We start from the raw sequence: 22845 nt of genomic DNA on the forward strand, positions 1-22845 counted from the left end.
CGGGTGCCTTGCCGCTCGCCGGGGCTCCCGGGTTCTTCCCGGTGCGGTCAGCGGGGTGACGTGGCGCCGACGCTGTTCTTCAGCTCCAGTACGAGCTGCGGGCTGAGGGCGGAACCGGCGCGGTTGGCGAACACGGTCATCTCGTAGGCGATGTTGCCCAGCTTGGCCTCCTTGTCGGTGACGACGCCGAGCACGGCGCCGCTGCCGATCGTGGAGACCAGGACGTGGCCGCCCTCCAGGTCGATGATGACCTTGTTGAGGCCGCCGAGGCCGTAGTTGCCGGAGGCGCCGGCGGCCAGGCTGGTGATGCCGGAGACGATCGCGGCGAGCCGCTCCGAGTCGGCGTGCTCCCGCAGCTCGGACACGGCGATGAGGAGGCCGTCGGACGAGACGGCGATGGCGTCCACGACACCGGCCGTCTCCTTCGCGAAGCGATTCAGCAGCCAGGTGAAGTCGGCTGCGGCGGCCTGCAGTTCGGCCGGCGTGGGGCCTCCCGCCGGGGTGCCACCTGTCGACGTGCTCACTGCTCCGCTCCTTCCGGGGGGTCGTTCTGGTCCTGCGTATGGGGGGCTGGGGCTGTCGCTGGGGCGGATTGCGCTCCGGTGCCGCCGTCACCGCCGTTCCGGCTGTCGCGATGCGCGCGCTCCACCGCGGCCTCGAACTCGTCGACCGCCGCCCGCACGGCCTCCGCGTCCAGCGTCCGCGCGGTCTGCCGCACCGTCGTCTGCCGCTCGGAGGTCTGCAGGGTCGCACCGCGGACGCGGCGACGCAGCGGGCGGGCTGCCGGCACGGAGGGGTCCGGCTGGTCGGCCCGGGCGTGATCGGCGGACGTTGCCGGAGGGACGGTCGGCGTCCCGTCCACAGCGGACCCGCGCTGCGCGACACGGCGGGGGAGGGGCCGCAACCCGTCGGTGTCCTGAGCGTCGTCCGGCCGTACCGCATCCCCCGGCACGGCGGCGGACGGCCGGGGGCCGGTGGTCGCACCCGCACGGCCCCCGTGCTCAGCCTTCGGCTCCGAGCCGCCGCGGGCCACCGCGGCCAACGCCGCCGTAGCCGTCGACCCCGTCGTGCTCCCCGTCACCAGCAGCGACGACGGCACCGTCACCTCGGCCGTCACACCGCCGCCCGGTGTGCGGGAGAGCGTGACGGTGACCTCCCAGCGGCGCGCGAGCGTGCCGACCACGAACAGGCCGAGGACCTTCGTCGGTACGAGGTCGAGCCGTTCGCGGCGGATCAGGCGGGCGTTCTCCTCGTCGAGGCGTTCGGGGGCCATGCCCAGGCCGTGGTCGGAGACGACGATCACCGCGTCGTTGCCGGAGGCCGCCACCGTCACCTCGACCGGGCTGCCCTCGGGCGAGAACGACACCGCGTTCTCCAGGAGTTCGGCGATCATCAGCGTCAGGTCGCCGATGACCTCGGGCTCCACCACCGCCTCGGTCCGCGCGCGCAGCTCCACGCGCTGGTAGCCCTCGATCTGGCCGAGCGCGGCGCGTACGACGTTGGTGAGCGCGGTGGGACCGGAGTCCAGGACCGCCTCGTGGATGCCGGCGAGCAGCATCAGGCTGTCGGCGTTGCGGCGCAGCCGGACCGCGATGTGGTCGATGGAGTACAGCCGCTCGAGGAGGGCCGGATCGGTCTCGCCCCGCTCCACCGCGTCGATCAGGGCGAGCTGGCGTGTGGTGAGGTTGCTGACCCGGCGCCCCACGTTGCCGAACATCTCGGCGACGTTGCGCCGGCTGAGCACCTGCCGTTCCAGCAGCGCGGCCGCCATGGTCTGCACCTGGTTGAACGTCTCGGCGAGTTCGCCGATCTCGTCGCGCGCGGTGACGGGCATCGCGCGCAGCCGCGGCGGACCGTCGTCCTCGGCGTCGTCGTCGGCCACCCGGGCCAGCTCGCGTTCGGCGACCTCGGCGACCTGCTGCGCGGCATCCGTGAGGGCCTGCACCGGGCGGACCACCGAGCGGCGCACCAGCATCGCGAGGACCAGCCAGACGGCGAGGCCGAGCAGGGCGAGCCCCAGCAGCAGCACCGCGCGCCACGCCGCCTTGTCGGAGGCGCTCTCCGCCTGGTCGGCGATCTGCCCGATGAGCGAAGTGGTGATCGCCAGCCGGGTCTTGGCCTGGTCACGATAGGCGGGGTAGGAGTCGAGGGCCACGTCGAGGGACGTGCGGATCTCCGCGGGTGAGCCGCCCTGCGCGGCGCCGGGGTCGATCTGCAGCTCGGCGAACTGCCGGCTGATGACGCTCTGCGCGGCGGTGTACTTGATCCCCGCGAGCTGTGCGGCCTGGGCGTCGGTGGCGAACCTGGAGAAACGTTCGGCCTGATGGGTGTACTCGTCGTAGGAGCCGACCGCGCCGATGAACTCGATGAGGGCGTTGGAGTCACCGGTCGACGCGGAGAAGACGCCGGTCTCGAAGGCACTGTGGGCGGCGCCCGCGCGCAGCAGCGAGTCCAGCTGATTGCCTGTGAAAGCGGTCACGAGGTCGGGGTCGCGGTCCAGGCCCAGGCCGTCGATCAGGTTCTGTGAGGCGTGGGTGTACGCGGGGTCGATGCTCTCGGCGGGCAGATACCCCTGCTCGATGGTGTCACGCAGGCTGCTCAGGCCCTCGACTCCCCGCAGCGCCTGTGCCTCGGTCTCCGGCAGTCTTTCGCCGAAGGCGTCTCGCACCCGCTCGACCTGGGAGTTCACTAGGGACTGCGCCGTGCGGTAGGCGGCGGACGAAGGCGCGTCACCCTCGGAGGCCTCGTGCCGTACGGAGAGCAGGACGGCCTGCTGGTGCTCGGACGCCAGCCGGTCGGCGAGCGTGGCGACCTCGGTGCTCTCCCGGACCAGCCGGGCGGCGTCGGCCGCGTCACGTGACTGCGCGGTCTGGTCGGCTATGAGGTAGGCGAGAAGGACCGCCACCACGGTCAGCGGCACACCGACGAGAAGGTTGAGCTTCCGCCTGAAGGGCCAGCGGTCGGCGAAACCGCGTAGACGACGCGGGCGGGGAGCGCCCACCTCGTTCGTGGACACCGAGTTGCCTCCTTCGTGGGCGTCACACGGCGCGCGAGGTCGCACGTGACCGTTGTTGACCGGTATCGCCCCCGTCAACGTCGGGGACACTACCGCCTCTTGCCTTTCGTGACCGGCACTGTACGTCAAGAATCCGTTACAACACCCTCCGCCCCAACCGTCCCCCTTCACATCGGGGCACAAGCGGCCATTGTTCGAGGCCAATCGGTGACCGGATTGCTCTTGACTGGGGCAGAACCGGCTGGATTGGATCAGTGGAGAGTTCTGCCCAGACCTCGGGGTCGGCCCTCCAACCCCCACAAACCGGAACGGGAATCGTGACTTCCACCGCCGTAAGCAGCAGGTCCTTCAGGAACCATCCCGGCGCGGCCGCTGTCGCGCTCGCCGCCACGGCGGCGCTGCTGGCGGGATGTTCCTCCTCCGACGACAAGTCCGACCCCCTGGCCGGGGACAAGCCGAGCGGCGACACCGTGGTCGTCGGCTCGAACAACTTCGCCGAGAGCATCCTGCTCGCCGACATCTACGGCGAGGCCCTCAAGGCCAAGGGCATCAAGGTCACCTACAAGCCCAACATCGGCAGCCGTGAGACGACCTACGGCCTGCTGAAGAACGGCTCCATCACGGTCCTGCCGGAGTACAACGGCTCGCTGCTCGCCTACCTCGACAACAAGGCGGAGCAGAAGTCGGCGGACGCCGTGAACGCCGCGGTCAAGGGCAAGCTGGACGCGAAGCTGACGCTGCTGGAGTCCTCGCCGGCCGAGGACAAGGACTCCGTCAGCATCAACGCGGAGACGGCGAAGAAGCACAAGCTGACGGCCGATTCCAGCCTCGAGGACCTCAAGGACATCGCCCCGGACCTGGTGATCGGCGGCTCGCCCGAGTTCCAGACCCGGCACCAGGGCCTGCAGGGCCTGGAGTCCGAATACGGCCTGAAGTTCAAGTCCTTCAAGGCGCTGGACGCGGGCGGCCCGCTCACCCAGGCGGCGCTGACGAAGAACACCGTGCAGGCCGCGGACATCTTCACCACCGACCCGACCATCACCAAGGAGGGCTTCGTCGTCCTCAAGGACCCGAAGAACCTCTTCGGCTTCGCCAACGTGACCCCGCTCGTGTACAAGAGCGGCCTCTCCCAGGAGGGCGTCGAAGCGCTCAACGCGGTCTCGGCCAAGCTGGACACCAAGACGCTCCTCGACCTGGACTCCCAGGTGCAACTGGAGAGCAAGGACCCGCTGGACGTGGCGAAGGCCTGGCTGAAGTCGGCCGGCCTCAACTGACGTGATCGAGGTGGGGTCGTGGCCGGCCGGTGCCGCCACCACCCCACCCTGTGCGAGGCCGCTCAGTAGCCGACGTGGAACGTGGCGTCCTGACGCTCGGTGGCCGTGGAGACCGGGTCGATACGCAGGGCGTAGTCGGAGTGCCTGATGTAGCGGGTCGGGTTGTTGTACGAGCGGAACGACGCCCAGGAGGCGTCGGCGAGCCCGGCCGTCCGGTAGAAGGTCGCGTCCGCCGCGAACGTCGACGTGCCGTCGCTCTCGTCCAGACGCAGGGCGTAGTTGTAGTGCCGCAGATAGCGGGCCGGGTAGTTGACCGACTGGAACGAGACGCCTGAGGAGTCGGCGAGCCCCGGCACCAGCTTCCACTGCGAGTCGGGGAACGGATCGAAGGGGTATTCGTCGATCCGCCCGGCGAAGCCGCTGTGCCGGACGTAACGCGCCGGGTGGTTGTACGACTTGAGCCGGTTCCAGGCCGGAGCGCCCCAGTGCGAGACCAGGTTGGTGTACTGGGCCTGGGTGATCGGCTGGATGCCGCAGTGCTTGGAGTTGAGCGGCTGGGTGTACAGGCGCTGGTCGAGCGCCGTCCAGGTGCCGGCGGCGAGGTCGTTCGACTGCCAGGCGTAGAAGACGCCGTTGGGCGTGTACGTGTCTCCCCACAGGTACCAGGTGCTGGACGTCAGCGACTTCACCACCGTCGGCGCCTCGGTGCCACCGTGTGCGGCCGGGGTACTGAAGACCGTGAAGCTGCCGGGGTTCAGCGAGGTGGACCGGGCGCCGACCAGCGTCTGGTCGCGCTTGAAGTAGAGGTAGTTGACGCCGTTCACGCCCACGGTCAGATTGCCGTCGATGACGTCGTAGCCGGGGTCGAAGAAGACCTGCGGATTCTGGGTGGTGCGGAAGTCGGTGGTGTAGCTGACCATGATCACGTTGTGGCCGCTGCTGTTCACCGACGAGTAGAGGATGCCGTACTGCCCGCGTCCGGCGTCCCAGTAGGCCTCCGGCGCCCAGCTGTGGGTGCCCGTCATGTCGTGCAGCTTCAGCAGTCGGTAGCCGGTGAAGGACCGCAGGTCGGTCGAGTCCCAGACGTGGATGTTGACGCTGTTGCGACTCCAGTCGGTGCCCTTGAGGTCGGTCGCCAGCACCACGAAGGTGCCGTCCTGCTTCCGCAGAACGAACGGATCGCGCAGTCCGCCCGCGCCCAGGGCCGGCGTGACCACCGGGTTGTTCTGGTTGAGCGGCATCCAGCGCAGACCGTCGGTGCTGACGGCCAGGTGCAGACCGTAGTCGGCCTCGAGCATGGTGGTGGACTCGGTGAAGTAGGCCATGACGTACGCCGAGTCGGCGGCGTGGGCCGTCCCGGCTCCGAGGGTCAGGGCGCCGGTCGCCGCGAGCGGAACGGTCGCTGCCATGCCGAGGACGTGTCTGCGGGAGGGGTGGGCCATCTGCGCTCCAGGGGGGTGTGGGGGTGCGGGCCTTGTGGTCGGGGTGGACGAGCATGCCGAACTGTCGGTATATCGAACGGAGTTCGGTGAATCGACCAGAAGGTAGGAGAGCGCGAGGTGCGCGTCAATCACTCGGTCACCCTTGGCGGATTTCCGCCACCCGGCCCGCCAGGGGCCCCAGTTCCGCACGCGCGCGTGCCGCCGCCCCGATCGCCACCGCGTCGGCGCCGAGCCCGGCCGGCCGGACACGGACGGGATGGCCGCTGACGGGCGGCTCGGCGGTCAGGGCCGCGTGGATCGAGCGCTCCAGCAAGGCCCAGGAGCGGCTCACGCCACCGCCGACGACCACCATGGTGACGTCCAGCAGTCCCGCCGTGACGAGCAGGGCGCGGGCGACGGCGGCCCCCGCCGCGTCGTACACGGCGAGCGCGTCCCCGTCGCCCGACCGCGCGGCCTCGGCGACCTCCCCGGACGTGCGTGAACGGCCCGTGCGCTCGGCGTACCGGCCGGCGATCGCGCGGCCGGAGGCCAGGGTCTCCAGATGCCCGCGACCGCCGCAGGTGCAGGGCAGGTCGCCGAAGCCGGGCACGTGCCCGATCTCGCCCGCCGCGCCGTGCGGGCCGTCGTGGAGCACGCCGCCCAGCCACAGCGCCCCGCCGACCCCCGTGCCCAGCGTCATCCCGAGCACTTCGGGCTCGCCCGCCACCGAACCGGCCGTCGCCTCCCCGCGCAGGAAGGCGTTGACGTCGTTGTCCAGGAACACCGGTACGCCCAGCGCCTCCTCGAACGCCGCCGTCACCGCGAACCCGGCCCAGCCGCGGAACGAGTCGCTGGCCACCAGTACCCGCCCGGCCCGCGCGTCCACCACGCCGGCCGCGCCCACCCCGACGCCGAGCAGCCGCGCGGGGGTACGGCCCAGCAGCAGCCGTACGGCATCCAGCGCGGCGCCGACCATCGCCGCCCCGCCGTCGGAGGCCGGGGTGGGCACGCCGACGCGGTCCAGGACGCCGAGGTCCGGGTCGCACAGCACCACCTGGGTCGTCGTACCGCCGATGTCGACACCGGCCAGCACTCCACGCGTCATGCGCCGGCCCCCGTCCCGAGAGCCGCCCGGCGTTCCCTGCGCCGCCGTTGCAGCACCGGATCCGGTACGGGCACGGCCGCGATGAGCCGGCGCGTGTACTCCGTCTCCGGGCGCAGCAGGGTCGTCATGGTCGGCCCCTGCTCCTCGATCCGGCCCTCCCGCATGAAGACGACACGCTGCGCGAACTCCTGCACGACGGCCAGGTCGTGGGAGACGAACAGACAGGCGAAGCCCAGCTCACGCTGCAACTCGGCGATGACCTCCAGCACCGTGCGCTGCACACTCACGTCCAGCGCGCTCGTCGGCTCGTCCGCGACCAGCAGCCGGGGGTCCAGCACCAGCGCCCGCGCGAGACTCACCCGCTGCCGCTGACCGCCGGACAGCTCACGCGGCCCGCGGCCCGCCAACTCCGGCGACAGCCGTACCAGTTCCAGCACCTCGGCCACCCTGGCCCGCCGCTCGGCCGCCGTCATGCCCCGCCGGTGCACCCGGAGCGGCTCGGCGACGCACTCCGCCACGCTCATCCGCGCGTCCAGCGAGGCCACCGGGTCCTGGAGCACCACGCCGACACCCGACAGCAGAGCCCGCCGCTTGCGGCCACGGGCCCGGCCCAGGTCGGTGCCGAACAGCGACACCGAGCCGGAGGCGGGCGCGATGAGCCCGAGCGCGACCCTGGCCGCCGTCGACTTGCCCGACCCGGACTCGCCCACGAGACCGACGGTTTCGCCGGGGCGGACGTCGAGGGAGACACCCTCCAGTGCCCGGACCCGGCCGAACCGCACGGACACGTCGCGCAGTTGCACCACGGGCGCCTTTTGCGCCGGTGGCGGGTCCTCACCGCTCAGCCGCAGCCGGGGCACCGCCGCCAGCAAGCCTCGTGTGTACTCGTGCTGCGGCCGCAACAGCACGTCCTCCACCGTCCCCGTCTCCACGACCTCACCCCGCAGCATCACGGCGACACGGTCGGCGAAGTCGGCGACCACGCCCATGTTGTGCGTGACCAGCAGCACGCCCGTGTCCGAGTCGGCCGCCAACCGCCGCAGCAGATCGAGGATCTCGGCCTGCACGGTCACGTCGAGCGCGGTGGTCGGCTCGTCGGCGATGAGCAGGCCCGGTGAGTTGGCGATCGCCATGGCGATGACGACGCGCTGGCGCTGCCCGCCCGACAGCTGGAAGGGGAAGGCCGAGGCTCGCCTCTCCGGCTCGGGAATGCCGACGCGGCGCAGGAGTTCGACCGCCGCACGGGCGGCCTCCGACCGGGAGACCTCCCGATGGTTCCGTATGACCTCCGCGATCTGGGAGCCGACCCGGGTCAGCGGATCCAGGGCGGTCGCCGGCTCCTGGAAGACCATGGAGGCGGTACGGCCCCGCAGCCGGGCCAGCGCGGCCTCCGGCGCGCCCACCACCTCGGCGCCGTCCACCGTCACCCGCCCGGAGGCACGCGCGCTGCCCGGCAGCAGCCCCATCGCGGCGAGCGCCACCGTCGACTTGCCGGACCCGGACTCACCGACCAGGGCCAGCGTCTCGCCGGGCCGTACGTGCAGCGACACTCCGCGCACGGCGGCCACGTCACCGGTGTCGGTCGAGAAGGTCACGCCCAGGTCGGCGATCTCGAGGATGTTCATCCGCGTCCCTTCACGTCGAAGGCGTCACGCAGGCCGTCGCCGATCGCGTTGAACGCGCACACGACGAGGATGATCGCGAGGCCCGGCGGAACGATCAGCCACCAGCGCCCGGAGTACGCCGCCGTCAGACCGGCCGACAGCATGCCGCCCCAGTCGGTCTTCGGCGGCTGGACGCCCAGCCCGAGATACGACACATAGGCGACGAGCAGGATCGCGTCGGCGATCTGGAACGTCGCCGCGACCACGATCGTCGACACCGAGTTGGGCAGGATGTGCCGCCGGATCGCCCGGCCGTGCGTGCCGCCGGTCGCCCGCAGCGTCAACACGTAGTCGCGGTTCTTCAGGGTCAGGGTCTCGGCCCGTACCAGCCGGGACGGCACCAGCCACGACACCAACCCGAGGATCACGATCAGACCGACCGTGCCCGGCGTGGCGATCGCGGAGACGACCAGCAGGATGAACAGCGCGGGAATCGCGATCCCGGCGTCCACCACCCGCATCATCACCGCGTCCACCCAGCCGCCCGCATACCCGGCGACCGCACCCCACAACGTCCCGATGACGGTGGCCAGCAGCCCGGCCGCGAGCCCTACGAGCAGGGAGACCTGCCCGCCGTACATCAGCCGCCCGAGCTGGTCGTGCCCGACGGCGTCGGTACCCAGCCAATGGGCCGGGCCGGGTGGGAGGTTGACCTGGGTGAGATCGGTGTGGGTCTGGTCGGTGGAGTAGAGGAGCGGACCGACGAAACAGAAGAGCAGGAAGAACAGAACGATCAGGACCCCGGCCATGGCGAGCCGATTGCGCGCGAAGCGAGCTTTCAGGGGCGCGGGGCTGTTTCGATTTGTGGCTCCGCCGCGGGGCGTGCCCAGCTTCCACCGGCCCGCAGCCTCAACACGACCACTCACGCCCGCCCCTCCTTGACCCGAGGATCGACAACCCGCTGCACCACATCCGCAAGCAAGGTCCCCACGACGGTCGCCACGGAGATGACGAGCACGCACCCCAGCAACACCGGATAGTCGGAGGACTGCGCGGCGGACCAGAACAACAGCCCCATCCCCGGGTAGTTGAACAGCTGCTCGACCACCAACGCCCCACCGAACAGCACTGGCACGTAGTACCCGAGCATCGCGATCACCGGCGTCAGGGAGTTCCGGAACACGTGCCGGAACAGAACCGCGTACTGCCCGGCACCCCCGGCGCGAGCCGTCCGCACATAGTCCTCGGACAGGTTCTCCAGCGTCGCCGCCCGCATGTACCGACTGAACACGGCCACCATGGACGCGGCCCCGGTCACGACCGGAAGCACCAGCGCCGCCGGATCGGCGAACACCTGGGCCAACGTGTCCCCTTGGGGCGCCTGCGACGGAAACCACCGCAGGGCCTGGGTGAAGACCAGCACCAGGATCAGACCCAGGAAGTACACCGGCGTCGAGTAGGCGACGAAGCTCAGCGTGGTGATGACGTAGTCGGCCGGCTTGTTGCGCCGCACGGCCTGCCACATCCCGAGCGGGACGGCGAGCAGCAGCCCGACCAGCGCGGACAGCACGGTCAGCACCAGCGTCTTCGGCAGCCGTTGCCCGATCAGCCGCGAGACCGCCTCGTTGAGGGTGTACGACGTGCCGAGGTCACCCTGCGCCAACTCGCGCAGGTAGTAGACGTACTGCACGGGCAGCGACCGATCGAGCCCCTGTTCGTGGTTGAACGCGGCGATCTGCTGGGCCGTCGCCTGCGGTCCGAGGATCCCGCGTGCGGGGCCTCCGGGCAGGGTGTGCAGCAGGCAGAAGACCACGATCGTGACGATCAGGATCACCGCGAGGGCCTGGAGGAGCCGGCGGCTGAGATACAGGAGCGTGTCCATGCCTCAGCCGGTCCACTTCCACTGCGCGGGGTGGAAGTTGGCGAGCGAGTCCTGGGAGAAGCCGCCGAGGCCGTTCCTGATGACGGAGACCTGGTAGACGGGCTCCGGCAGCCAGATCACCGGCAGGTCCTCGGCGAGCGCGGCACTGTAGTCCTGGACCGCCTTCGTCGAACCGGACGTCGTGGAGGCGGAGATGAGCTTGTCGACGTCGGGGTTGGAGTAGTTGCCGAAGTTCGAGCCGCCGCCGGTCTGGAACAGCGAGTCACCGGTCGGGAAGGCGGGGAAGTACCAGCTGCCGGCCGTGCCGAAGAAGGACAGCTGCCACTTGCAGATCGACTGGCTCGCCTTGCACTGCGGGGTCTGCGCCAGCACCGAGTTGACGGGCGCGGTCTTGATCGAGAACTTGATGCCGGTCCTGGCGAGCGAGGACTGGATCGCGCTCATCATGTTGTCGGTGACCGTCGAGCCGGACTGCGACAGCACCTGCATCTCGAACTCGGTGCCCCCGGCGACGCCCTCACCGCACTGGGCGGCCCCGGTCCCGGGACTCGTGCAGGTCATGACCCCGCCCTGCTCGCTCCAGCCGTGACCGGTCAGCAGTTCCCGGGCGGCCGTCGTCGAGAAGGGGTACGGGTCGTCCTTCTGCACCTGGGAGACGAAGTCCGACGCCTGCCCCTGGGGGACGGGGCCGTAGCCGGCGACCGCGGTCCCGTTGAAGACGACTTTCGCCAGACTTGCCTGGTCGATGGAGCGCTGGACGGCCTGACGGGCGTACAGCTGCTTGAACACCGCGCCCATCGCCGGGTTGTTGAAGTTGTACGGCATGTAGGTGATCGCCCAGCCGGACCACGGCTTCACCCCGTATCCCTGCGCGGTGAAGCTCTCCTTCTGGTCGAGGTCGGTCGCCTCGAGGTAGCCGTAGTCGACGCTGCCGGAGCGCAGGGCGTTCTTCTCGGCCTCGGCCGTGGTGAAGGGGAGCAGGTTCACCGTGGGGATGGCCGGCTTCTCGCCGCCGTCGTACTTCTTGTTGGCGGTGAGGACCACCTTGCCGGCCGTCGAGTAGGACTTGACCGCGTAGGGGCCGCTGATGGTCTTCCAGAGGGCGTTCTTCTCGTAGTCGCCGATGTTCTTCGCGGCGTTGTTGAGGTAGGTCCACACCTGCTTGGCGTCGCCGCCCTTGTCCCAGGTGTGCTGCGGCAGCGGTGTGATCGAGCTCAGCTCGTTGGCCAGCATCCACTGCGGGTTGTAGGCCTTGTCGAAGGTGATGGTGAAGTGGCGGTCGTCCTCGGTCTTGAAGGACGTCCAGTTGTCCGGCGCCTGACCGGGGTTGTAGCCCGCCCACTCCGACTTGTTCGCCTTGATGAGGTCGAACCAGAACTGGACGTCACGGGAGGTGATCGGCTTGCCGTCGCTCCAGTGCCGGTCGCCCAGTGTGATCCGCACGCTCTTGTTGTCGGGCGCGAAGTCGGCGTCGGTGGCGACCGAGCCGGCTTTGTTCCAGGCGATCTCGCCGGTGGAGCCGTCGTAGGCGATGAGCGGCTCCCACAGCGTGTTCGCGATGGAGATGTTGTTGGTGTTCAGATGCGCCGCGGTGCCGATCGGCAGGATCCAGTTCGGCGTGAAGTTCGCAGGCAGCGCGTAGTTGATGGAGTCGCGGGATCCGGTCGGCGTACCGCTGCTCCCGGAGCAGCCCGCGAGCAGCAGCGTGCCGGCGGACAGGGCGGCGGCAGCGGCGAGGAGTCTCGTGCGAGCAGGGGACATGGCTCTCCTCAGGGGACAGAAGCGAGGTGCAGTCAGTGAAAGCCCCGTCCGTTCGAAGAAACAGGAGTGCCGCTGTAAAAAGTATGTTTCTGCTGTTCTGGAATTAGCCCGGAGGGCACTCCTGCGGCCTACTCTCGCTGTCCCGACCGCAGATGACGGAAGTAACTTCGTCCATGACTGAAAAAAGTGGGTCGTTGACCCGGCGCATCCTCGAACTCCTCGCCTCAGGGCAGGCGTCCACGCGCACGGAGCTCTCCGAGCTGCTCGGGGCCGCGCCGTCGACGGTCTCGTTCGCGGTGACCAAGCTGCTGGACTACGGCCTGGTCACCGAGGAGGGCACCATGTCGTCCACCGGCGGACGGCCGCGCAAGGTGCTCCGGCTCGGCGGCGGTGACGGCTACGCCGTGGCGGCCGAACTCGGCGGCAAGCACGCCCACGTCGGCGTCGTCCACCCCGGTGGCGGTCTCACGGACGTCTCCACGGTGCCGTTCGCGACGGCCGACGGACCGCAGGCCTCGCTGCCGGGCCTGGTCGAGACCCTGGAGGGCCTTGCCGAGCGGAACGGGCGGGAGTCCCTCAGAGGTGTCGGCCTCTGTCTGCCGGGCCCGGTCGACGTCGAGACGGGCCTGGTGACACTGCCCGCGCGCATGCCGGGCTGGAACCGGTTCCCGGTACGGGACTGGCTCCAGGAACGGTTCGGGGTCCCGGTGGCCATCGAGAACGACGCCAACTGCATGGCCGTCGGCGAGCACAGCGTCCGGCCCGCCGGGCAACGCCAGGCCATCATGGTGAAGGCGGGCACCGGCATCGGCGCGGGCGTCATCGCCGACGGCCGCCTCTACCGGGGCGGTTCGGGCGCGGCCGGCGAGATCACCCACGTCCGCGTCGAGGCCGCCCACGACATCCCCTGCTCCTGCGGGAACACCGGGTGTCTGGAGACGGTCGCCTCGGGAGCGGCACTGGTCCGCATCCTGCGCGAGCGGGGCCTGGAGGTGACGTCCACCGAGGACGTCGTACGCCTCGCCGGTGACGCCGACCCCGAGGCCACGCGCGCGGTCCGGCAGGCCGGCCGCTACCTCGGCATGGTGCTGGCCGCCAACGTCAACTTCTTCAACCCCGACGCCGTGTACCTCGGCGGCATCCTCTCCACGCTGGAGCCCTTCGTCGCCGCCGTGCGCAGCCAGTTGTACGAGGGCTGCCATCCGCTGGTCACCGAGCACCTGGTCATCGATCGGGCCGGCCTCGGCGCCGACGCCGGCCTGGTCGGCGCGGGCCAGTTCGCCCTCCAGCGGGCCCTCGCCCACGCGCTGCACTCGGTCGCCGGCACCCACCCCTGACCCTCAGGAGGAGCCATGCCCCAGCCCCAGCCTCAGCTCCGGCCCCGCCCCCGTCCCGTCATCGCGATCGCCGGCCTCGGCATCGAGTCGTCGACCTTCTCCCCGGCCCGCACCGACGCCCCCGCCTTCCACCCGCGGCGCGGACCGGACGTCCTCGACCGCTACCCGTTCCTGGCCCCGGGGCAGCCACTGAGGGACGCCGCCGACTGGCGCGGCGCCCTGGTCGGCAAGGCGCTGCCCGGCGGAACGGTGACGGCGGCCGCGTACACCGAGCTGTCCCGCGAACTCATCGATCGACTACGGGAGTTGGGGCCGCTCGACGGCCTCTGGTACGACATCCACGGTGCGATGACCGTCGAGGGGCTCGACGACGCGGAAGTGGACCTGCTGACCCGCGTACGCGAGGTGATCGGCCCGGACGTCCTCGTGTCGACCTCCATGGACCTGCACGGCAACGTCTCCCGGCCGCTCGTCCACCTCAGCGACCTGATCACCTGCTACCGGATGGCCCCGCACGAGGACGCCATGGAGACCAAGGAGCGGGCCGCCCGCAACCTCGTCGACCTCCTGGCGAGCGGCGCGCCCCGTCCCGCCAAGGCCTGGGTGCCGGTGCCGGTGCTGCTGGCCGGGGAGCAGACCTCCACCCGTATCGAACCCGCGAAAAGCGTGTACGCGGCCGTCGAGGACGTGGAAGCGGCCGACGGGGTGACCGACGCGGCGATCTGGGTCGGGTACGCCTGGGCCGACGAACCGCGCAACCGGGCCGCCGTCGTGGTCACCGGACCCGACGAGGCCGCCGTCACCGCGGGCGCCGAGCGTCTCGCCCGCGGATTCTGGGACGCCCGCCACGACTTCGCCTTCGTCGCCCCCACCGGCACCCTCGGTGACTGCCTCGACGAGGCCCTCACCGCCGGCGCCCGCCCCTACTTCATCAGCGACACCGGCGACAATCCCACGGCGGGCGGCGCCGGAGACGTCACCTGGGGACTCCAACACGTCCTGGCCCGCCCGGAGTTCGAGGACCCTTCCGGCCCGGTCGTCCTGTACGCCTCCCTGCCCGGCCCGTCCGCGGTCGACACGGCGGTGAAGGCCGGCGTCGGCGCCACGGTCACCGTCACCGCGGGCGCGGAGGTCGACGACCGGCACGCCGGGCCGCTCACGATGACCGGCGTGGTGCACTCCGTACGCCACGGCGACCGGGACGCCGAGACGGAGGCCGTGCTGCGGGTGGGCGGCGTGCACGTGATCCTGACCCGGCTGCGAAAGCCCTACCACCTCGAACGCGACTTCACCGACCTGGAGTTGGACCCGCGCGCGGCCGACATCGTGATCGTCAAGATCGGCTATCTGGAGCCCGAGCTGTTCGCCATGGCCGCCGACTGGAAGATGGCGCTCACCCCGGGCGGCGTCGACCAGGACCTGGTGCGGCTCGGCCACCACCGGATTCGCCGGCCCATGTTCCCCTTCGACCCCGCGATGGCCGCCCCCGACCTCACGGCCAGGATCGTCGCACCCGCGAACCGGCCGCTCACCGGCCCCGAGGAGTGACGCTCAGCCCGCCTGCCGGGCGTCGGCGATCAACTGGTCGATCAGGGCGATCAGCACGTCCCGGCACGACTCGCGTTCCCGCGCGTCACACAGCAGCACCCGGACATGCTCCGGGAGCGCGAGGGCGTCCCTGATCTCGTCGGCGGGATAGGGATGTTCGCCGTGGAAGCCGTTGACGCCGACGACGAACGGGATCTGCCGGCGCTCGAAGAAGTCGATCGCGGCGAAGCTGGACTCCGGCCGGCGGACGTCGATCAGGACGACGGCGCCCAGCGCGCCGATCGCCAGGTCGTTCCACATGAACCAGAACCGCTGCTGCCCGGGCGTACCGAACAGATAGAGCACCAGCTCCTGGCTGATGGTGATCCGGCCGAAGTCCAGGGCCACGGTGGTGGCCCGCTTCTCCTCGATGCCGTTGAGGTCGTCGATACCCACGCCCGCGGCGGTCAGGGGTTCCTCGGTGCGCAGCGGGGCGATCTCGCTGACCGACCCGACCAGCGTCGTCTTGCCGACGCCGAAGCCGCCGGCGATGAGGATCTTGACCGTGTCGGGCGGCGCGACCGATTCCACGGTGGTGTCAGAGCCGGCCAAGGCCGTCCCTCACTTTCTGCAGCAGGTCCAGGTCCGGGGTGCGGGGGGTGACGGGGTGCGGCGGGTGCACGGTGATCAGGCCCGCCTCCAGCAGATCGCAGAGCATGATGGCGACCACGCTCACCGGCAGGTCGAGATGGGCCGCGAGCTCCGCGACGGCGATGGGCCGGGCGCAGCGCCGCAGGATCCGCGTCTGCTCGGGCTGCGGACGGGGCGCCCGCTCCGGCGGCGGATCCACCGCCGTCACCGTCGTGATCAGCGTGAAGTCGGTGCGGCTGGGCTTGGTCCGGCCGCCGGTCAGCGTGAAGGGACGTACCAGCCTGCCCGCCGTATCGTCTCCGGCCACCTCACGCGCCAGGGCCGACATGGGCCCGCGGTGCCGCCGACAGGTGCTCGCCGATCTTCTTCACCAGCATGTTCATCTGGTACGCCACCACGCCGACGTCCGCGCCCTGGTTGGTGAGGACCACGAGATGGGCGCCGGGCCCGGCGGACGTGAGGATCAGATAGCTGTTGGCCATCTCGATCAGCGCCTGGCGCACCGGCCCGCCTCTGAAGTCCATGCTGACGCCCTTGCTGAGGCTCATCAGACCGGACGCGGTCGCCGCCAGCCGCTCGGCGTCGTCCCGCAGGAACCCGGTGGACTTGCTCACCACCAGACCGTCCTCGGAGAGCACGACGGCGTGGTTGACGTCGGCGACCCGCTCCACCAGTCCGGTGAGCAACTGGTCGAGCTGGGTGTCCGTGGCGGGGCTGGGGCGTGTCATGGCGGTGTCCTTCATGAGCGGTCGGCGGGCGAAGGGGAGGACGTGGGGGAGGAGGCCGCGGAGGGGGCAGCGGCATCGGCGCCGTCGGCCGCGGGCGGCTCCTCGGGGGCGACGTCGTCGAGCGTCCGGCGGGCGGCCGGGATCCGCTGGTCCGCGGCCGGCTCGGGCGGGTCCGCGGTCTCGTCGCCGCTGTCGTCGCGCGCCTGGAGCGTGCCCCGCTGGAAGCAGGCGAGGGAGGAGGCGGCTCGCTCCGCGGTGAAGTCGTCGTAGCCGTTGTCCTCGGCGGGCCGCGCCTCCTCGCGCAGTTCGGCGGCCAGGCTGGTCTGCGGCACCCGGCGGGGCAGCGCGGTGAGGCCGCCGTCGGGGCGCGTGGCGGGGGCGGAGGCCGAAGAGGATTCCTGGGCGGCCGAGTCGCGGGCCGGGACGACCGGGCGGGAATCCCGTACGGGCTCCTCCGGCTCGGCGGCACCGGAGTGCTCCACCTCGTCCGGCTCCGGGGCCGGCAGGTCCCGCACCACGACGTCGTGCGGGATCAGCACGATCGCCGTCGTGCCGCCGAACGGCGAGGAGCGCAGGGTGACCGCGATGCCGTGCCGCTGGGCGAGCCGGGCGATCACGAACATGCCGAGCCGCAGGTCGTCGGCGAGGGCCACCACGTCGAACTGCGGGGGCTCGGCCAGCTGGGCGTTGAAGGAGTCGTAGTCCTCCTCGGACATGCCGAGCCCACGGTCCTCGACCTCCACGGCCAGGCCCTTGGCCACCATCGCCGCCCGCACCCCGACCGGCGCGGGCGCGGGGGAGTACAGCGTGGCGTTCTCGATCAGCTCGGCCAGCAGATGGATGACGTCCGCCACGGCAGGCGGCGCCAGGTGCACCTCCTCCTCCGTCTGCACCTCGACCCGCTGGTACTCGGCGACCTCGCCGACGGCGCTGCGCAGGATGTCGATCAGCGCGACCGGCTCGCTCCAGCTGCGGCCGGGCCGCTCGCCGCTGATGATGACGAGGTTCTCCTCGTAGCGACGCAACTGGCTGGCTGTGGAGTCCAGTTCGTACAGGCCCTTGAGGATCTCGGGGTCCTGGTGCGCGCGCTCCAGCGCGTCGAGCTTGGTGAGCTGGAGGTTGACCAGGTTCTGGCTCTGCCGGGCGATGCCCAGGATGACCTTCTGGAAGCCGCGCCGGGTGTCGGCGAGTTCGACGGCGGTGTGCACGGCGGTGCGCTGGGCGGTGTTGAAGGCCTTCGCGACCTGGCCGAGTTCGTCGTGGCCGTAGTCCAGTGGCGGGGTGGCGAGCTCCACGTCGACCTTCTCGCCCCGCTCCAGCCGCGCCACCACGTCGGGCAGCCGCTCCTGCGCGAGACCGAGGGTGGCCTCGCGCAGGCCGTGCAAGCGCCGGGACAGCGAGCGCGTGATCCGCCACGACATCCAGACGCACACCAGCAGGGCGACCAGACCGCCCGCGCTCAGGGAGGCGGCCTTGATCAGCAGGCCGCGGGCGTTGTCGCCGCTGCGTTGCAGCAGCGCGGTCGTCTGCTGCCGGATCAGGACCTCGTACTCGTCGGAGACCTTGACCAGCGCGGCCCGCCACTCCTTCTGCGCGTCCGGGACGGAGATGTCCCCGTCCCCGCGCGCCGTCGACCGCGCCGCGAGCACCCGGTCCTCGACGGTCTCCAGGGTCCCCCACTGCGGGCTCCCCAGGATCCGCTCGGTCTCCGACTTCGCGCTCCCCGTGAGCGAGGGGAGGATCTGGTCCTCGACGAGCCAGCGGCGGGTGTTCACCAGCTCCGCGAACTCGGTCCACGACTTCTCGTCCATCGTCCGCGACGGCGAGGCCAGCGTCAGCAGCGCGTCCTCCCGGGACACCAGTTCCGCCGCGTGCTCCAGCGCGACGAGCGGACCGGCCTGCGAGGTGAGGTCGCCGTCGTCGACCTGGGAGAGCTCCTGGAAGGCGTGGATCTGGTCGTCGATGATCGACGTGTACTGGCCGAGCGCCTGTACGGCGGTGATGTCGGTGGGGTTGTCCACCTGCCCCCGGTAGTACTCCAGACTGCTCACCGACGCGACCACCGAGTACAGCCGGTCCTTGATCCGGGAGGGTGCCTGCTGGATCGCGTCCGACTGGGAGAGGAGTTTCGCCACCGCCTTGTCGGTCTTCTGCCGCTGCTCGTCCAGCGCGCTGCGGGCCTCCTCCTGCCGGGACGCCAGCCATACGGCCGAGTAGCTGCGCTCCTGCTGCAGCGCGAGCGTGGCCTCCGTGCCCATGGCCCCGGTCGACTTGCTCAGCCCGGTCTGCGAGCGCAGCCCCAGGCCCTCCGAGAACATCTGGATCGTCGTCACGCTCCAGACGGCGGCGAGCGTGACGCTGGGCACCAGGGCCAGCAGGATCAGGGAGAGACGGATGGAGCCGAGGCGGCGCCGGGGACCTGTCCGTGGAGACATTGTCGTCCTAGGGCGATCAGCGGAGGGTGGGAGCGGGCGGGGTCAGCGCGGAAGCGGAAAGCGGGACGAGCGCCAGGGGTGGCGGCGTGTCCGATACGTCACAGGGGATGCGCTGGATGCTATCCGTACAAGTGAGCGTACGGGTCACGCGTGACCGAATCTTTGGCGACACCGTCGGGGGAACTGTCCGGTCACCGGGTTCCGTTGGCGGCGAACTTCGCGACCGAGGCGATGTTCGCCCTGGTCACGAATGCCGGTCCGGTGAGGACGGGCGCCTCGCCACCGCCGAGGGTGTTGCCGTTGGTCCTGTACAGCCACAGCGAGTCCACCGCGAGGTACCCCTGCAGATACGGCTGCTGGTCCACCGCGAACTGCACGTCCCCGGCCTGGACCGCCTTGACCAGGTCCTTGTTGAGATCGAAGGTCGCGACATGGGCCTTGGAACGGGCCTCCTCGGCCGATTTCACCGCGGCCAGCGCGAACTGCGCGCCGTTCATGACGACTTCGTCGATGCTCGGGTCCTGTCTGAGCCGCGTCGCGACGGAGGCGGTCACCGCGTCCATGTCGGTGCCGTCCACGTAGAGGTTCTCGGTCTCGCCGCCGAAGGACTTCTTCACGCCCGCACAGCGCGCCTCCAGGGCGACGTTGCCGCGCTCGTGGATGACACACAGGGCGTGCTTGGCCCTGAGATCGTCCAGCTTGTCGCCGACGGCCCGGCCCGCGACGCTCTCGTCCTGGCCGAAGTAGCCGACCAGGCCCGCGGACTGCCAGTCGTCTATACCTGAGTTGAGGCCGACCACCGGTATGCCGGCCGCCCGCGCCTGGGCGACGGGACCTGTCATCGCCGTCGGCTTGGCCAGGGTCACCGCGATGCCGTCGACCTTCCGGCTGATCGCGTCGCGCATCAACCCGGCCTGGCCGACCGGGTCGGAGTCGCTCGCGAAGGTCAGATCGATGCCGTCCTTTGCGGCCGCTGCCTGGGCGCCCTTGCGCACCAGCTCCCAGAAGGCGTCGCCCTCGCCGCCGTGGGTGATGAGGGCGACCTTCAGTCCTGAGGAGCCCGCGGCGTCCGCGTCCGACGCCTCGTCGGACCCGCCGGCGGAGCAGCCGGCCAGCAGCAGACAGGTGGCGGCCGTGAGGGCCGCGACGCGAGTGAAAGAGGGGGAGGGGGGTGAGGTCTTCATGAGGGTGCGGCACCTCGCTGTGCGGCCGAGCCGTAGGAACGAACGAGAGGACGGCCGGCGTCGACCGGGGGGTTCGCCGACCGGGTGAACTCTCGCTGGGGCGGAGCCAATCGCGTGTGACCACCGGTAGTCAAGTGTGCAACCACAACGCGTGAGTTGTTGCTCCCACATCGTGATGAACCGCTGGCCGGAGGGTGGGCGGCCGACCGGCCCGCCCGCACTGCTTGCGCTCGCAAACCGGGTCAACCCGCCTTGCGGGCGAGCGCCCCGTACATCGCGATGTCCTCGTCGCGGATCACCTCGGTGCCCGTGCCGTCCGGACGCCACTTGTGGACCTGGACGATGCCGGGCTCCACGTGGTCCAGACCGGTGAAGAACTCCTCGGCCTCGGCGAGGCTGCGCAGCCGCATCGGCATGCCCCGGGCCGCGTACTCCCGGGCGACCCGGCCGACCTCGTCCGGCGCGAACTCGGCGGTGCCGATGGACATCGCCAGGTAGCTCCCGGCGGGCAGCGGCTCCAGCAGCCGCCGGACGATCCCCACGGCGTCGTGCTCGTCCAGCATGAAGTGGACGATCGCGATCACGGTGAGCGCGACCGGCTCCCCGAGGTCGAGGGTGTCGCGGAAGGCCGGGGCGTCGAGAACGGCGGCGGGGTCGCGCATGTCCGCTTCGACGTACGCCGTCCTGCCCTCGGCCGTGCCGGACATCAGCCCCTCCGACAGCGCGAGCACGAGCGGATCGTTGTCGACGTACACGACCCTGGCCTCGGGGGCCACCGACTGCGCGATCTCATGGATGTTGGGCGAGGTCGGAATCCCGGTCCCGATGTCGAGGAACTGCCGTATCCCCGCCTCCTCGGCGAGATACCGCACGGCCCGGTTCATGAAGTCCCGGTTGGCCCGCATGTGAACGGGCAGTGCGGGCCACTCCCGGACCATGGCGTCGCCCGCCTCCCGGTCGGCGGCGTAGTGGTCCTTGCCGCCGATGATGTAGTCGTAGATCCGGGCGGAGTGTGCGGTCTCGGTATCGATACGGTCGGCGGACACGGTGCCTCCGGGCAACATGGACTTCGGGCTGGTTCACCCCGCAACTACCCGGAGAATGCGGGAAGTTGGCGGTCAGTGCACCAACCTAGGGGCGCGGGGAACTGCGCGACCAGCCCATCACGCACTCCCACCCGCCGAACCTCACCGGACCCCTGCGGCGCTCCGGCGTCACGACACCGGCCGCAGGCCGGAGAACCCGGTTCAGGCGGGCTCCCCGACCTACTGAACGCCCGTGACCGCAGCGCCCTCCCCCCGTCGCTGCCGGCGGCGCCGGGGTTCCTGATCCGGCAGCCAGCCGAAGACAAGGCAACTCCCCACGACCCCCAGCAGGAGCCCCACGAAGAAGCCTCCGAGGTTGGAGGTGGGCCAGGACCCCAGGGAAACCAGCACCCCGGTGATCGAGTAGAAGAGCCGCTGAGCCGGATTGAACAGGACCAACAGCCCCAGCAGCAGCATCAGCGCAGGCAGCAGATACCCAGCCAGCCCCTGCATCCCGACATGAAGCACGACCTTCATGGACGCCTTCATCGTGAGCAGGATCTCCGCCCCGCCAAGCGCGAGCAACACCCCGCCCCAGAACGGCCGGTCGGCCCGCCAGCGACGGAAGGCCGACCGGAAACCCGAACGCCGCGCCATCAGCAACCCTTGCTGCTGAAGCCGAGTTTCAGCCCCGGAAGCTTGAACACGCCAGCAGTGGTCGCGTAGTTGGTCTGGCGGAGATTGGCGATGCGCACGGTGTCCGCCTGCTGGCTGAAGACACCGATCGGCCCCTTCACCCCGGCCTTGGTCAAGGTGCTCGCGTCGTTGCCGATCTCGATGTTGTTGAACGCCGCGTCACCCGACAGCTCGGTCGAGTCGGTGGTCAGATCGCTCGCGCTCACCTTCTCCGCTCCGCTGCCCGCGGTGATGAGCAGGTTCGTGCCGCCGAGGTCGACGCTCTGGCACAGCTTCGTGAGCGTCGCGTTCTTGATCGCGGAGGTGACGACCAGTACCTGGCCGCCGGTGTCCCCCTCGTTGGGGCTGCCCGGCGCCATGGTGTCGAGGCCGCCGAACTGCTCGAACCCGGTGCCGTTGAGCTCGGTCGCGGTGACCGTGAAGGGCATGCCGGAGATCGCGAACTGCACGCCCAGCGCGCCCTCGGCGGTGAGCACCGCGAGAGCACCGGCGACCAGGGTGGCCGGCACCGCCATCACGGCTGCCCGGCGTGCCCGGACCCGCCCGCGTCTGACGGGGCCGTCGGAGGGTTCGGATGCTGCCGGCACGGAACCGCTTTCCGGGTTCTCGGGGGTGTGGTCGGCGGACGAGGTGACGTCCGAGGACGAGGCCATAACTGCTCCCAGATGCAAAAGTGCGGGTAGGGCATCAGTGGCACGTTGTCCTGGCGCGGACAGCGCCCACGGCGCACGCCCCTCGCAACTCCCGGCGGATGCAAGGGCTTTCTCGTACTCCGCAGTAGCCAGCCCGGAAGTTACCGGTGGTTACACCTGAGGGTCAAGGCAGTTGTGGGAAAAGAGTGTTGATTGTGCGTCACCTGTGAGTTCTCCTCCCGCGTGACTCCCTCGGAGGCCTCCGAAAGTGCCGACGAGAGTCATCAACTCCCTTGCAATGCCTTGACGTTGACTGACACTCAGGTCTACAACTCTCCCTGGCTCCCCCCTGGATCCGTGGCGCCGGATCCGCCGTCGCGTGGCCCGTGGCCCGCGTTCCCGGACTTGATGTCCTTCACATTCCGCGAGATCACTCCGCGGCGCCGTCACGGTCGCTTCCCCCTCGGTCCGTGCCGGACGCCCTCCCCGCCCGGTCCGTCCGGAGCCCTCCCCACGGTCTCCGGCCGGCCACCGGTCGGCTGTCGTTGCCGGTCCGTGTCGTACGGA

General features: G+C 70.5%; 19 protein-coding genes. 3 read left to right on the forward strand and 16 right to left on the reverse strand.

The window, feature by feature from the left end; all coding sequences use genetic code 11:
- Positions 1 to 47: 47 nt before the first annotated feature.
- Entirely contained in the window at positions 48 to 524 is a 477-nt protein-coding gene (locus tag ACZ7M7_RS23115; protein ID WP_328421984.1) for a roadblock/LC7 domain-containing protein, read from the reverse strand.
- Entirely contained in the window at positions 521 to 3016 is a 2496-nt protein-coding gene (locus ACZ7M7_RS23120) for a sensor histidine kinase (RefSeq protein WP_472119837.1), read from the reverse strand. Before ACZ7M7_RS23120 ends, ACZ7M7_RS23115 begins: the two co-directional genes overlap by 4 nt.
- 317 nt (positions 3017 to 3333) lie before the next feature.
- Here ACZ7M7_RS23120 and ACZ7M7_RS23125 point away from each other — a divergent pair, with 317 nt between their 5' ends.
- Positions 3334 to 4290 (forward strand): ABC transporter substrate-binding protein, encoded by a 957-nt coding sequence (locus tag ACZ7M7_RS23125; RefSeq protein WP_472119840.1) that lies wholly within the window; start codon positions 3334 to 3336, stop codon positions 4288 to 4290.
- 62 nt (positions 4291 to 4352) lie between these two features.
- Here the strand turns inward: ACZ7M7_RS23125 and ACZ7M7_RS23130 are convergent, their stop codons facing one another.
- The 6 genes from ACZ7M7_RS23130 to ACZ7M7_RS23155 form a co-directional block, all read right to left on the reverse strand.
- Positions 4353 to 5732 (reverse strand): glycoside hydrolase family 43 protein, encoded by a 1380-nt coding sequence (locus ACZ7M7_RS23130; RefSeq protein ID WP_472119843.1) that lies wholly within the window; start codon positions 5730 to 5732, stop codon positions 4353 to 4355.
- Positions 5733 to 5868: 136 nt separating this feature from the next.
- On the reverse strand, positions 5869 to 6816 hold the full coding sequence (locus tag ACZ7M7_RS23135) for an ROK family protein (protein ID WP_472119847.1): 948 nt from the start codon (positions 6814 to 6816) through the stop codon (positions 5869 to 5871).
- A complete protein-coding gene (locus ACZ7M7_RS23140; protein ID WP_472119850.1) occupies positions 6813 to 8441 on the reverse strand; it encodes a dipeptide ABC transporter ATP-binding protein in 1629 nt (542 codons plus the stop codon). Before ACZ7M7_RS23140 ends, ACZ7M7_RS23135 begins: the two co-directional genes overlap by 4 nt.
- A complete protein-coding gene (locus ACZ7M7_RS23145; RefSeq protein ID WP_472120263.1) occupies positions 8438 to 9310 on the reverse strand; it encodes an ABC transporter permease in 873 nt (290 codons plus the stop codon). The genes ACZ7M7_RS23140 and ACZ7M7_RS23145 overlap by 4 nt, the downstream gene beginning before the upstream one ends.
- Positions 9311 to 9342: 32 nt before the next feature.
- Positions 9343 to 10302, reverse strand: a complete 960-nt coding sequence (locus tag ACZ7M7_RS23150; RefSeq protein ID WP_383604140.1) for an ABC transporter permease — start codon at positions 10300 to 10302, stop codon at positions 9343 to 9345.
- A gap of 3 nt (positions 10303 to 10305) precedes the next feature.
- Positions 10306 to 12063, reverse strand: a complete 1758-nt coding sequence (locus ACZ7M7_RS23155) for a peptide ABC transporter substrate-binding protein (RefSeq protein ID WP_472119853.1) — start codon at positions 12061 to 12063, stop codon at positions 10306 to 10308.
- Between the two features lie 173 nt (positions 12064 to 12236).
- Between ACZ7M7_RS23155 and ACZ7M7_RS23160 the strand changes: the two genes are divergently transcribed.
- Together ACZ7M7_RS23160 and ACZ7M7_RS23165 are read left to right on the forward strand one after the other, a co-directional pair.
- Positions 12237 to 13400, forward strand: coding sequence for an ROK family protein (locus tag ACZ7M7_RS23160; RefSeq protein WP_472119856.1), 1164 nt, complete (start codon positions 12237 to 12239; stop codon positions 13398 to 13400).
- 15 nt (positions 13401 to 13415) lie between these two features.
- A complete protein-coding gene (locus tag ACZ7M7_RS23165; protein WP_472119859.1) occupies positions 13416 to 14948 on the forward strand; it encodes a M81 family metallopeptidase in 1533 nt (510 codons plus the stop codon).
- A gap of 3 nt (positions 14949 to 14951) precedes the next feature.
- Here the strand turns inward: ACZ7M7_RS23165 and ACZ7M7_RS23170 are convergent, their stop codons facing one another.
- The 8 genes from ACZ7M7_RS23170 to ACZ7M7_RS23205 form a co-directional block, all read right to left on the reverse strand.
- Positions 14952 to 15539 (reverse strand): GTP-binding protein, encoded by a 588-nt coding sequence (locus tag ACZ7M7_RS23170; protein ID WP_472119862.1) that lies wholly within the window; start codon positions 15537 to 15539, stop codon positions 14952 to 14954.
- The gene (locus tag ACZ7M7_RS23175; protein ID WP_383604128.1) at positions 15526 to 15906 is read right to left on the reverse strand and encodes a DUF742 domain-containing protein; all 381 of its coding nucleotides are present in this window, start codon (positions 15904 to 15906) and stop codon (positions 15526 to 15528) included. Before ACZ7M7_RS23175 ends, ACZ7M7_RS23170 begins: the two co-directional genes overlap by 14 nt.
- A complete protein-coding gene (locus ACZ7M7_RS23180; protein WP_383604125.1) occupies positions 15887 to 16306 on the reverse strand; it encodes a roadblock/LC7 domain-containing protein in 420 nt (139 codons plus the stop codon). Before ACZ7M7_RS23180 ends, ACZ7M7_RS23175 begins: the two co-directional genes overlap by 20 nt.
- A gap of 11 nt (positions 16307 to 16317) precedes the next feature.
- Positions 16318 to 18741 (reverse strand): sensor histidine kinase, encoded by a 2424-nt coding sequence (locus ACZ7M7_RS23185; RefSeq protein WP_472119866.1) that lies wholly within the window; start codon positions 18739 to 18741, stop codon positions 16318 to 16320.
- Positions 18742 to 18932: 191 nt separating this feature from the next.
- Positions 18933 to 19925, reverse strand: coding sequence for a substrate-binding domain-containing protein (locus ACZ7M7_RS23190; RefSeq protein ID WP_451175062.1), 993 nt, complete (start codon positions 19923 to 19925; stop codon positions 18933 to 18935).
- Between the two features lie 242 nt (positions 19926 to 20167).
- On the reverse strand, positions 20168 to 20971 hold the full coding sequence (locus ACZ7M7_RS23195) for an SAM-dependent methyltransferase (protein ID WP_472119869.1): 804 nt from the start codon (positions 20969 to 20971) through the stop codon (positions 20168 to 20170).
- A 219-nt stretch (positions 20972 to 21190) separates the two neighbouring features.
- On the reverse strand, positions 21191 to 21607 hold the full coding sequence (locus ACZ7M7_RS23200; RefSeq protein ID WP_472119872.1) for a DUF6114 domain-containing protein: 417 nt from the start codon (positions 21605 to 21607) through the stop codon (positions 21191 to 21193).
- Positions 21607 to 22299, reverse strand: a complete 693-nt coding sequence (locus ACZ7M7_RS23205; RefSeq protein WP_472119875.1) for a DUF6230 family protein — start codon at positions 22297 to 22299, stop codon at positions 21607 to 21609. The genes ACZ7M7_RS23200 and ACZ7M7_RS23205 overlap by 1 nt, the downstream gene beginning before the upstream one ends.
- Positions 22300 to 22845: the final 546 nt, after the last annotated feature.

Source organism: Streptomyces sp. NPDC111606 (genome assembly GCF_055656945.1).

Excerpts from the sequence above, each read along its gene's own strand:
- ACZ7M7_RS23130 (WP_472119843.1), bottom strand. The coding sequence starts at position 5,732 with ATGGCCCACCCCTCCCGCAGACACGTCCTCGGCATGGCAGCGACCGTT.
- ACZ7M7_RS23190 (WP_451175062.1), bottom strand. The coding sequence starts at position 19,925 with ATGAAGACCTCACCCCCCTCCCCCTCTTTCACTCGCGTCGCGGCCCTC.
- ACZ7M7_RS23200 (WP_472119872.1), bottom strand. The coding sequence starts at position 21,607 with ATGGCGCGGCGTTCGGGTTTCCGGTCGGCCTTCCGTCGCTGGCGGGCC.
- ACZ7M7_RS23205 (WP_472119875.1), bottom strand. The coding sequence starts at position 22,299 with ATGGCCTCGTCCTCGGACGTCACCTCGTCCGCCGACCACACCCCCGAG.
- ACZ7M7_RS23165 (WP_472119859.1), top strand. The coding sequence starts at position 13,416 with ATGCCCCAGCCCCAGCCTCAGCTCCGGCCCCGCCCCCGTCCCGTCATC.
- ACZ7M7_RS23150 (WP_383604140.1), bottom strand. The coding sequence starts at position 10,302 with ATGGACACGCTCCTGTATCTCAGCCGCCGGCTCCTCCAGGCCCTCGCG.
- ACZ7M7_RS23175 (WP_383604128.1), bottom strand. The coding sequence starts at position 15,906 with ATGTCGGCCCTGGCGCGTGAGGTGGCCGGAGACGATACGGCGGGCAGG.
- ACZ7M7_RS23185 (WP_472119866.1), bottom strand. The coding sequence starts at position 18,741 with ATGTCTCCACGGACAGGTCCCCGGCGCCGCCTCGGCTCCATCCGTCTC.
- ACZ7M7_RS23160 (WP_472119856.1), top strand. The coding sequence starts at position 12,237 with ATGACTGAAAAAAGTGGGTCGTTGACCCGGCGCATCCTCGAACTCCTC.
- ACZ7M7_RS23180 (WP_383604125.1), bottom strand. The coding sequence starts at position 16,306 with ATGACACGCCCCAGCCCCGCCACGGACACCCAGCTCGACCAGTTGCTC.
- ACZ7M7_RS23140 (WP_472119850.1), bottom strand. The coding sequence starts at position 8,441 with ATGAACATCCTCGAGATCGCCGACCTGGGCGTGACCTTCTCGACCGAC.
- ACZ7M7_RS23135 (WP_472119847.1), bottom strand. The coding sequence starts at position 6,816 with ATGACGCGTGGAGTGCTGGCCGGTGTCGACATCGGCGGTACGACGACC.
- ACZ7M7_RS23155 (WP_472119853.1), bottom strand. The coding sequence starts at position 12,063 with ATGTCCCCTGCTCGCACGAGACTCCTCGCCGCTGCCGCCGCCCTGTCC.